6 protein-coding genes are annotated in these 11846 nt (G+C 46.7%); 4 read left to right on the forward strand and 2 right to left on the reverse strand.

Going from position 1 to position 11846, the window contains the following annotated elements; all coding sequences use genetic code 11:
- Window positions 1-6: 6 nt before the first annotated feature.
- Together NIAKO_RS08355 and NIAKO_RS08360 are read right to left on the reverse strand one after the other, a co-directional pair.
- A complete protein-coding gene (locus tag NIAKO_RS08355) occupies window positions 7-2511 on the reverse strand; it encodes a glycoside hydrolase family 95 protein (protein WP_014217974.1) in 2505 nt (834 codons plus the stop codon).
- Window positions 2512-2560: 49 nt separating this feature from the next.
- A complete protein-coding gene (locus NIAKO_RS08360; protein ID WP_014217975.1) occupies window positions 2561-3202 on the reverse strand; it encodes an SMI1/KNR4 family protein in 642 nt (213 codons plus the stop codon).
- A 117-nt stretch (window positions 3203-3319) separates the two neighbouring features.
- Here NIAKO_RS08360 and NIAKO_RS08365 point away from each other — a divergent pair, with 117 nt between their 5' ends.
- The 4 genes from NIAKO_RS08365 (at window position 3320) to NIAKO_RS08380 (ending at window position 11837) form a co-directional block, all read left to right on the forward strand.
- Window positions 3320-3841, forward strand: a complete 522-nt coding sequence (locus NIAKO_RS08365) for a hypothetical protein (protein ID WP_014217976.1) — start codon at window positions 3320-3322, stop codon at window positions 3839-3841.
- A gap of 309 nt (window positions 3842-4150) precedes the next feature.
- The gene (locus NIAKO_RS08370) at window positions 4151-5512 is read left to right on the forward strand and encodes a PKD domain-containing protein (RefSeq protein WP_014217977.1); all 1362 of its coding nucleotides are present in this window, start codon (window positions 4151-4153) and stop codon (window positions 5510-5512) included.
- 34 nt (window positions 5513-5546) lie between these two features.
- Entirely contained in the window at window positions 5547-7265 is a 1719-nt protein-coding gene (locus tag NIAKO_RS08375) for a TonB-dependent receptor (RefSeq protein WP_014217978.1), read from the forward strand.
- Window positions 7266-7283: 18 nt separating this feature from the next.
- The gene (locus tag NIAKO_RS08380; protein ID WP_014217979.1) at window positions 7284-11837 is read left to right on the forward strand and encodes a hypothetical protein; all 4554 of its coding nucleotides are present in this window, start codon (window positions 7284-7286) and stop codon (window positions 11835-11837) included.
- Window positions 11838-11846 lie beyond the last annotated feature (9 nt).

An 11846-nucleotide genomic window follows, 5' to 3' on the forward strand; every position in this document is an offset into this window, starting at 1 on the left:
TATTGATTATACAAATTTGATCTCATACACCTGACCCTTCTGTGTAGACAAGTCATACATCCATGTTTTCTTCAATTCCAGTTTCTGTATGGGTGAACCAGGTGCTATTAACGCTTCCGGCATTTTAATAGGTGCAAACAACGGATTGGGGTTCACACCGCCAGCAGGTTTTATGGGCGATAATGCCGGTACAGCTATTTCATTAGGTACCTGCAATCGAAGATTGCCACCCAGCGTTGACCGGATCTTTAATGTCGTGATGCGGCTGTTCTTCCATTCAAGACCGGTAATTTCAAAACCACCTTGCGCGCAAAGACCGCTCAGCGCGCCTTCACTCCATTTTTCGGGTAATGCCGGCAATAAATGAACAGCACCGGCATGGCTTTGTAACAGCATTTCGGTTATGCCCGATGTGCCGCCAAAATTTCCATCCAGTTGAATATGCGGTTTGTCGAATAAATTCTGTTCTGTTTTTGTACTGATCAAACTGTTCACCAGTTTCCAGCAATTGCCTGCATCCTGTAAACGGGCCCAAAGATTCAACCGCCAGGCCAGCGCCCAGCCCATACCTTCGCCAAAAAAGCCACGCATTTCCGTTAGTTTGTGCGCTGCGGCAAACAAGGCTGTTCTGTCGGACGTAATTTCATAACCGGGGAATAAACCATATAAGGGCGACATATGCCGGTGTTCGTATTTGTCGCTTTCCATATCCACATCATCCAGCCATTCCTGCAACTGTCCGCCTTTGCCGATCTGATCGGGCGCCAGTTTAAATACCATGTCGTTGCATGCTTTCTGAAAGTCTGCATCTTTTTTCAGCACAGCTGCTGCCGTTGCACAATGCGTAAACAATTCTCTCAGGATCTGCATATCCATGGTGGGGCCAGGTGAATTGGAAACGCCTTTGGCGCGTCCGTTTTCCGGCGACATCGACGGACTGGTAACATACCAGCCATGTTTGGGCTCCTGTACCAGGGTATCGAAAAAGAACCGGGCCGAACCTTTCATCAGCGGATACAGTTCCTGTAAATAAGCCGTATCACCGCTGTACAGGTAATGCTGGTACAGGTGGTTACACAACCAGGCCCCGCCTGTTGGCCATTGTCCAAAGAAAGCAGAATCAATGGGTGCGGTAGAACGCCACAGGTCCGTATTGTGATGGCAAACCCAGCCACGCGCATGGTAAGTTTTTTGAGCCGTTATCTGACCCGTGATGGCAAGGTCTTTCACCAACTCCAGCAATGGCAGTTCACAGGACGCCAGGTTGGTTTTCTGTGCCGGCCAGTAATTCATTTCTGTATTGATGTTCACGGTGTATTTGCCACCCCACGAGGCGGATAAACTATCGTTCCACCGTCCCTGCAGATTGGCAGGTTGTGAACCAGGCCGCGAGGAAGTAAGCAACAGGTACCGGCCATATTGAAAATAGAGCGCTGCCAGGGAAGGATCATTGCCCGTGGCAAAATTCTTTATTCTTTCAGTGGTAGGCAAATTGGACGGAGCCAGATTGGTTAACTTAAGTTTTACTTTGTTAAAGAGTGGCTGGTAATCTTTCAGGTGTGCTTCGAACAATATATCATAGGACTTGGCAATGCATTTTTTGATAACGGCAGCGCATAGCTGGTCTGGTTTGCCGCTGACATCATTATACCTGACATAGCTGGTAGCAGCTGTTGTAAGAATAAGTACTTCATCGGCCCCGATAACCTGGATACCATTGTCAACCGCCGTTTGTACGCCTCCTCTTATCTGCACCAGCACCCGGCATTGCCAGGTTAATGCAGCAGGAATGGTACCGTCGCCTTCCACTACCAGGTCGCCGTTTTTGCCATCCATAATAAGGGTGTTATTGCCGGCTATAGTCAGCTTTTTATCGGGGTGCAGCGACGTGCAGGTGATGGTGAGATGTATTGGTTTGCCGGCAGTAATGCGGGTTACAATAACATGATCGGGATAGCTGGCAAATGTTTTATGTTTATAAAAAGTGCCATTAGCTGTAAACTGCACCCCTGCAACGCCATTTTGCAGGTTCAGACTGCGCCGGTAATCACTCGTTTCGGTGATATCTGAAAAGTTGAGCTGCACTTCGCCTACTGTTTGATAGGCTGCCTGCCGGTGCGGTTTTCCCTGCAATTGCTTTACCAGTTCCTGTGCTTCGGCGAACTTTCCTTCAAAAGAAAGCTTTCTGATGCTGGCCAGTGTTTCAGGCGCCACTTCTACTGCGGGCTGGTATGGGCCTCCTGTCCAAAGCGTATCTTCACTTATACTGATCCGTTCCTGAACGGGGCCGCCAAACACCATACCGCCTAATTTACCATTGCCAACCGGCAGGGCTTCCAGCCATTTTTCTGCCGGCTTCTGGTACCATAATTCCAGGTCTTCAACCGGGTCTTCTGCACGTAACAACGTTGAGTTGCCAAAAGCTTTATTCAAATTGCTTATTAGGGGACTAAAACTAAAAGCGGCTAAAGTGCCTGATTTGATGATGGATCTGCGTGAATGTTTTTTCATACCTCTGTGTTGCCCTGTTGTATGTATTATTTTTTGCTAATATACATTTTTAATATCCATATTCAGGCGCCTGGGGGGCTTTGAGTGTTCTATCAATAACCGCATCGAGCCATCCTTCATAATAATCCAGGAAATTGCTGGTGTTTGGGGTGAAAATGGGGGGTACCATATAATTATAATCCAGGTTCACTACGCGTCCTTTATGCGGTCCGTTAAGAACAAGTGCATGATAATATGTACAGCCCTGCGTGCCCAGCCGTAAAGTGCCACCGAATAATTTACCGGCTGCCAACCGGTATTCTTCCTTTGAAAGATTGGTCTCTCCATGCTCAAACTCCGTTAACGACTGCCACTCATCTTCGGGCATTGCAGGATCGAGGATGCAATCATACCGAAGGAAGTTATCTTCAGCTACATTATATCCCAATGTGAAAATTCCATAGCCAGGCCCTGCACCCGAGCCTTGGTAACCAGTTCCTCCATTCCCGATCGCCAGTAAAAAAGATCGGAAGCATTCCGGCAATTGAATGGAATGCTTTTGCTCAAATGCCAATACCTGTTCTTCTGTAGCCGGTGCGTTCAACCGGTATTGATGGGTTCCGGCGTCGAAGACTTTGCGGTCTGCATCAGCGCTGTTGGCTTTCGTCAACTTATCTTTAATCCTTTGTAATTGCGGTTCAAAAAGCGTCATATATCACAGTTATAAGATCAAAATTAACAGTATTCAGCTTTTGTCATAACAATTTCGATATTATCTTTAGCCTTTATGTAGCCTTCTTTTTCAGGATAATCCCCTTTAAAACTGACTATGAAAATTAAATTGACATTCCTGGTAGTATTAGTTGCATTTTTAACCAGTATTAGCTGCGGGAAAAAGGACCACAAAACAGAAGATCCCAAATATTGCTGGATGGTACTGGATGTGTCAGGAGTGCCTATGGGTCAGATCTGCAACAGATCGGAGACGGAAATGAAGGATTCGCTTCCCAATGCATGTTATTATTATAAATTAGGCGACCCGCAATATTGCTGGTTGGTAGATGGCAGCACCTATATTGAAAACGTACCGGAAAATTATATAAAGCAGTTTTTGACATGCTATAACAAGACCTCTTACAAAAAAGTAGATTGTGGCTATTGTCAAAGCTGGTACACCCGGCAAAAGAATACTTATAAACCCGCCAATACAGTTACCTATTCGCCTGTTCGGGTACAAAGACTTTGTGGCGACACGGTAAAAACATTATACCAGGGCCGGCAAATAATTCTGCGTGAGACCACCGATTCATTGATCGTTCTGCAGTTTAGCAATAACGGTAGTTTTCAATAGCTCACCTTCGATTTAACGCTTCCGTTAGGGATCGTTAATTTACTAACGTAACGTTTCGTTTGTCCCAAACATTAAGGTGTTTGGGCATTTTGTCACGGGTATTGACAGTACCAGAAATTTATTGTTCCTTTGCCTTAGCATTTAACCTTAAATTTTATTCCCTATGAAACTGTTTACCCAAACTGCCCGTAATTTCCAACCGCCTCACTCACTTGCAGGAAAATACACGTTAGTGTAATTTACAATCACCATCCGGTCAATCTTTTACAACCCTAACTAACCAATCAAAGTACCTTAACCTTGTCGAAGATGTTGCATAAACTGCCACGGCTGTTTATATTTCTGCATATATGCATAAGCGTAGCCCTGTTCTCCTGCAAACAGGAAAAGGTGATTCCCGCACATGCCGATTTCAGTTATGAAATTGTAAACAATAATTTTACCGTCCCGGTAAAGATCAGAGTTACCAATAACTCCTCGGGCGGAAACCAATACAAATGGACATTTGAAAACGGCACCCCGGCCACCTCTGAAAAGCGTGACCCGGGTGAAATTGTATTCAATAACGCCGGTTCCTTCAATATAAAACTCGAAACATGGAATGCCGACAGTCACGATGAAAAATCGGTTACGGTAACCATGGATAGTTCGGTAGCCATCGATTTTATCCCGGTGATCCTTGTTAACGAATATGCTCCCGCGCAGGTGACAATCACCAATAAAACCGTAGGGGCATCCAGCTTTAGCTGGACGTTCGCCGGCGGTGTGCCCGCCACGGCTTCCACCCAGGACCCCGGTACCATTGCATTTGCAGCTCCGGGCGATCATGCGATCACCCTCACGGTAAGCAATGGAAGAAAAGAATTTACACTTTCAAAAACCATCACCATTAAACAATCGCTGGCCCCGGCTTTTACAATTGATCCTTCCTTTGACGATGAGGATTACCAGGCGCCATTAAATGCGACGCTCAATAATACTTCAATTGCCGGTATAACCTGGAAATGGACCACAACGGGCGGTACCATCAGTGACGATACGGCCCGGTCGCCGCAAATTCATTTTGATAACCCCGGAACATATACCATAACGCTTACTGCCGATAATAAAAAGGAAACAAAAGCTGTTTCCAATACTATTACGGTGTTGCCCAATACCAACCTGCGCACTTTTGTTAATGTGCAACTGGGTATCAATACCGCTCACAGCGATATCGGAAGTTTTTTCTCTACCAGTCTCAGAAGGAAATTCTATGCGGGGGACAACCTGTCGGTGGTTGGAAAAGAGATCGACATCGTGTATTATGGACTGAACAAGAATTTTATTTATAACCGGTTTACAAGCCCCGATTCTGCCAGCCTGTATACATTCGACCCTATTCCCGGGGCCACGAATGAAACCATCATCAATTCTATCGAGAACTCGCCCTATGCTTCCCAGATGACGCCTGCCATTTTTGATGCCATGACAAACGATGTTCCGTTAAAAAACATTCCTGTTGTTTACAATGATGCATCGTGGCAACAGTTTAACGATGCCACGGTGCCCAGGATCGTGCTTTTCAAAAAAAGCAACGGAATAAAAGGCGCCATTAAGATCAGGCAGTTTATGCAGAATGAGCGGCAGTCTTATATAATCGTAGATATAAAAGTTCAGAAAGAACCGCAATAAATGAATCAGACCCATTTATTGAAACCCTATTCTTATGAAAACATTTTTACTGGGAACCCTGTGTTTGTTTGCATGCGTATGGGTACATGCGCAACAAGTGGATATAGAAAGCCTGAAAGATGTATTTAAAGCAAAGCCTGTAAAGTTCAATGGCGGCATTTCGGCCGGCTCCATGTTTTACAATGGCAGTGGCAATACCGGCCGTCAGCCATTTACCTGGTATTTACAGGGCAATGCGAATGCAAACATCCTGGGTAAAATAAATTTACCTTTCAGTTTCAACTTCACCAATGCCGGGCAGGGATTTAATTATCCCGTAATGCCCAACCGGCTTAGTTTGCACCCTACCTATAAATGGATCAGCGCGCATATTGGCGATGTAAGCATGAGCTTTTCTCCCTATACACTGAATGGTCATCAGTTCAGGGGTGCAGGCGTTGACCTCACTTTCAACGGACCATGGAAAGTAAGCGCTATGGCGGGCAGATTACAAAAGGCCGTACCATATGACAGCACCAATAAAAATGCATTGCCCGCGTACCAGCGAATGGGGTACGGGGTTAAAACCGTTTATGAAAAAAGATGGTTCAAAGCAGGCATCAATGCGTTTTATGCAAAGGATGATATACACAGTTTAGCCATTGCACCCGATAGTTTACTGATCTATCCCCAGGAAAACCTGGCCATTGATTATGAACTGGCGTTGAAGCCGGTAAAAGGCATGGAGCTCAGTGCTGAACTGGCGAACTCGGCCATAACAAGGGATATCAGGACCATTGAGGGAAAAGAGCCTGCAGCCAACACCGGTATAATGCAAAAGCTCATTAAGGGAAATGCATCCACCACCGTGTACCAGGCTTTCAAATCCCAATTGAATTATACCTTTCACAAAAGCACCATTGGTGTAGGTTATGAACGCGTAAACCCCGGTTACACTACCCTGGGCGCTTATTATTTCAACAGCGACCTGGAGAACATCACCGTTAACCTGGCGCAAAGCCTGCTGAAAGATAAAGCGAATATTGCCGTTAATATCGGTTCACAACACGACAATCTTAGCAACCAGAAAGAAAGCACTACCAAGAGACTGGTAGGTTCTGTGAATGTAAACTATGCGCCTACGCAACGGATGCAAACCAGCGCCAGTTATTCCAGTTTCTCCACCTACATGAACGTAAGGCCGCAGTTTGATTATATCAATAACGTAAATCCCATTCAGAACTTCGATACCCTCAACTTTACGCAATTGTCGCAAAATGCGACCCTAAATGTGAACTACATTACCCGCAAAAATGAAGTAACGAATCAATACCTCAATGTAACGGCCACTTTCCAGGATGCATCTGACGAGCAGGGCGGGGTAGTGAGCAAGGGCAACAGTTCGCAGTTTTATAACCTGGCTACCGCCTACGGTTTCCTGTTTTTGCAGAAAGGACTGAATGTAATGCTGGCTTACAATGTAAGCTATAACACCATTGCCCGCAATGATTTTATTACCCAGGGACCAACCGTTTCAGCCAATACGAAATTGTTTCAGAAAAAACTCACCACCGGGTTTTCTTCTTCTTACAATACCAGTGCTACACAGGGTGCCAAACAAAGCAGTGTGCTCAGCATTCGTTTCAATGCAGCCTATACGTTACTGAAGAAACATAATATCAATTGCAGCCTTATAAATCAGTATCGCACTGTTATAAACAAGGACAATACAAAAGATTTTACCGGCACGCTGGGCTACAGCTTTGCCTTTTAAAATATTCAACAAGCGCACATGAATCACAGGATCCTATATCTTATGCTCTTCCTGCTCACCGGTTCATCACTGCTGGCGAACGACAGCCTGCGGGTGACCGGTGCAATTTTGCCAGATAGTGTAAAAACGGTTTACTATCAGTACACCGTTGCCGATTCAGCCAAAGTAAAGGAAGTTGCCAATGGCGCCGTGCAAAAAGTGGATGACCTGGGCCGCTGGCTGGAATCTATACAACCAAATGACCTGAATGAATTGCCTATTGGTTTAAAAAAGACCCTGAGCAATGTTACCTATAAACTGGCCATCAGCAGCGCGGTGTTTCATGAAACCTATGCCGAGCTGACCATTTATGCCAAGGTGGAGATCCCGCAAAATCCCGGTCAATTGTTCTTTGGCATCAGCGGGTTGAAGCTTTCCTATAAAGGCGGCATTGTAGGCGATGCAAAATTGGTGTTGTTGGGTGATGTACCTATCAATATCAATGGTGGCAATAGCCAGGTAGTTTTAAAGGGCGGTTTTAATATCGACAATGGCCAGGCTGTAGATGGTAAAACCTACCTGAGCATGGATTGTAACGGGTTTAAGGAATTGGGGCTGGCGGCAGATGTGGTGTTTCCCCGCTCGCTGTTGATACCCTGTGATGCCAATGGCGATCAGCTTGCCGATGCCAATAAAAAAGTACAGGGAAGTTTTAAAACCATTGTGAGCGACTGGAACGATATGCTGGTAAACATCAGTTTACCCCGCTTCCAGGTAAGCGGGCTCGATGGGTTTGTATTCACGGTCACCAATGCCGTGTTCGATTTCAGTGATACGCGCAATAGCTCCGGCATAGTTTTTCCCCGGGGGTATGAGCTCAGGCATATGAGTTATCCGAACCCCTCCATGTGGCGCGGCGTTTATGTGCAAATGATAGATGTAATGCTGCCAAAAGCGTTCAAGCGAAAGGGCGCCAGCGACAGGATCTCCTTTGGGGCGCATGACCTGATCATTGATAACAATGGCGTGAGCGGACTTTTTTATGGAAAGAACATTTTACCCTTCAACAGTGGTTCCGCCTCGGGGTGGAAATTCTCGGTTGATGAATTCAATATTGGGATTGAAGCCAACCACCTGGTGGCTGCTGGCTTTAAAGGCAATATCGGGCTGCCGGTTGCTGATAAGGACTCGCTGAAATACGAAGCGGTAATTACCCAGGATAATAAATACTGGTTAACCGTGAGCCCGAAAGGCCAGATGGATTTTCAACTCTGGCAGGCCAAGTGTACGCTCGATTCCAACTCCTATATAAAATTACTGGTGGAAGACGGCGAATTTATGCCGGAAGCTAATTTGTATGGCCGGGTTAGTATCAATGCCTCTTCCAATCCCGATGGTGGCAAGAGCATGGCCAAATTCGATGGTATTACATTCAGGGGGTTGAGGCTTCGCACCCGCAGCCCGTATTTTTCGGTTGATTATTTCGGGTATGAAGGCGAAGTGAAAGTGGGCAATTTCCCGGTGTCGATAGATAAGATAGCGCTGACTGCGAACAATACCCATGCCGACCTGTCATTTGGCCTGAAGCTGACTTTGCAGGATGGCGCGTTTAAAGCCACCACCGGGCTCACCATTGGTTGTGATTTTCAAAACAACGATGGTTCACATAAGTGGTCAATAGGCAAGGTACGACTGGAAAGCATCAAGATAGACAATGCAAAATTGGGTGGGCTGGTGCTGAACGGGGAAGCGCATTTCATGCAGGATGATCCGATTTATGGCGATGGCTTTGCCGGTGGCATCAATGCCCAGTTTACATCACTGGGTGTTGAAGTACAGGTGCGGGCCATCTTTGGTAATACTACTTTCCGCTACTGGTTTGTAGATGGAATGGTGCGCTGGTCGCCCGGTACGCCCATTGTAGGACCGGTGATGTTAAGTGGTTTTGCCGGCGGCGCTTACTATCACATGAGTAAAATGAATCCCTTTGCCGGGATCAGTAAAAGCCTGATGCCGGAATATAAACCCGATAACTCATTAGGGTTGGGCATTAAAGCCGGGGTATTGTTCTGCGTTACCAGTCCTGAAGTGGTGAATGGACGAGCTGAATTTGAAGTGGCCTTCAATAACGGCGGTGGGATCCGCTATGTAGGTTTCTTCGGTAATGCCGATATCATGAAGGGCGTAACAGATGCTGTAGGTGATGAGCTGGAACAGGCAAAGCAGGTTTTTGCCAATGGCAGCGCCAAGGAAGCAAAAGAAATGGATGGCAAAACAGACGAGCAGAAAAAAGCCGCTATTGAAGAGGAGCAGGATAAACGGGCCAATGACCCGCAAACAGCAGCAGCCGAAATACCCTGTTCCATTGGCGGACCTAATTTTAAAGGGCTCTCCGCATTCGTGGGCATGTCCTACGATTTCCAGAACAAGATCTTCCAATCGAATTTTCAATTATACCTGAACCTCGCCAATGTGCTTACCGGGGTAGGACAAAACTATTGTGCGGGCTGGTCGGAAATGTATTTCTCGCCCGATGAATGGCACGTGTATATGGGTACGCCTTCCAATCCTGTAGGCATCCGGTTTGGAATGGGCGGTTTCAACCTGGAAACGACTTCCTATTTCATGATGGGAACCAAAATTCCCGGGTCGCCGCCACCGCCGAAGGAAGTGGCCGACATTCTTGGCATGGACGCGCAGCAGCTCGATTACATGCGCGATCTGAATGCGCTGGGCGATGGACGGGGCTTTGCTACCGGCGCCCGCTTAAAAGTAGAAACAGGCGATCTTACTTTCCTTATCCTCTATGCAAACTTCAAAGCAGGGCTTGGTTTCGATCTTATGCTGAAGCAATATAAAGATGCGCATTGTGAAGGAAGCAATGAACCCATCGGGATCAATGGCTGGTATGGCAATGCCCAGGCGTATGTATACCTGCAGGGTGAACTGGGCGTAAAAGTGAATCTCAAATTCCTGAAATTCCGTTACCCGATCATCCAGGGTGCAGCAGCAGCGCTGTTACAGGCCAAACTGCCAAACCCTTCCTGGTTTGCCGGTTACCTGGGCGTGAAGTTCAGTATCCTTGGGGGAATGGTAAAAGGCAATATGCGGTTCAAGCTGCAGATAGGTAACGATTGTAAAATTGTAAGCGGCGATGGTAAGGAAGCCGTGGTTGGTATGCAGGTGATTTCTGATGTAACGCCAAGGGATACCGTGAATGCCGATGTGTTTACCGCGCCACAGGTGGCCTTCAACTTCGCCATAGGTAAAGACATTCCTTTACAGGATGATGAAGGAAACAAAACCTTCCGTGTACAACTGGAACAGTTTGACCTGGTGAGCAATGGAAAAACCATTCCCGGGGCTATAAAATGGAACAGCAGCAATGATGTGGCTACTTTCTATTCCAATGAGATCCTGCCTTCCAACAGTACGGTAAAAGCAACCGTTCGCGTAAGCTTTAAAGAGCTGAAGAACGGCAGCTGGCAAACCGTATACACAGATGGCGTAAAATCGGAAGAAAGCAAGGTGCTCTCCTTTACTACAGGAACGGCGCCGGAAGCCATTCCATTAAATAATATTGATTACGCATGGCCGGTAGTTGACCAGCGGAACTTTTACCGCGAAGAAACGGCCATTGGCTATATTCAGCTGAAACGCGGCCAAACCTATCTGTTCAGGGTGCCCGGTTACCGGCAGAACCTGTCGTTTGTTACCGCCGATGGCGCCTCCACAGTTACTGTTCCTTTTCAGTACGATTCAGCCAATCGCAAACTGAGCTTCAACGTACTTAAACTGAAGGGTGATGTACAATATAAACTGGTGTTGAGCAGCAGTCCGGTTGGCTCCGGTTCTACAACCAGCACACCGGCTCAAACAACTACCACAGATGACAATGGGTTAACCACGTCAAGCAACAATGCACAAACGGTAGCGCGTACCGATGTGGCCAAAACGATCCTTGACTATTCATTCTACAGCAGCCGGTTTGCCAAATTTGCCGACCGCATCAGCAGCTTTAGCATTACCGGTACCAGAATCAGCAGGCTCAGTTCAGACCTGATCAACTTCACCCAGGGCGTGAGCAATGCCGATGCATTCGATCTGCCCGAGTTGGCGGGTACCGATTATACCGGTGGCGTGCCCCTGGTACAACCAGCTGCGATGGTAACGGATGATTATTTCACAAGAGACATCAACCCGTTATTCTATGCCGACCTGCCTTATGAAGACATTGATATTTCAGAACGCGATACAACTGTGTTGGGATTTGTGCCACGGCGCGCCCTGCCCATTTCACTGGGCTACCAGTCACTGGTAGAGAATGGTAATTATACCGATCAGCAGGTTACACAATGGCTGCCATACATCTATGACCTCGCATCCATTTACAAGGCCGACTTCCTGGATATTCAAAACCAGGTGGTGAACAGGTATCTGGGTACGCCCCGTCAGAAGGAATTTGAAAAGATCATCAACGGGTATTATCCATTTATCAGGCAGGGCTTTTACGAAGTGAGTTACCAGTATGTATTGCCCGGCGGAACAAAAGGAAGTTCAACAGTGATCCGCTACCATAATGAAATGAAGTAATGCAAGACC

The organism is Niastella koreensis GR20-10 (genome assembly GCF_000246855.1).
Classification (GTDB): domain Bacteria; phylum Bacteroidota; class Bacteroidia; order Chitinophagales; family Chitinophagaceae; genus Niastella; species Niastella koreensis.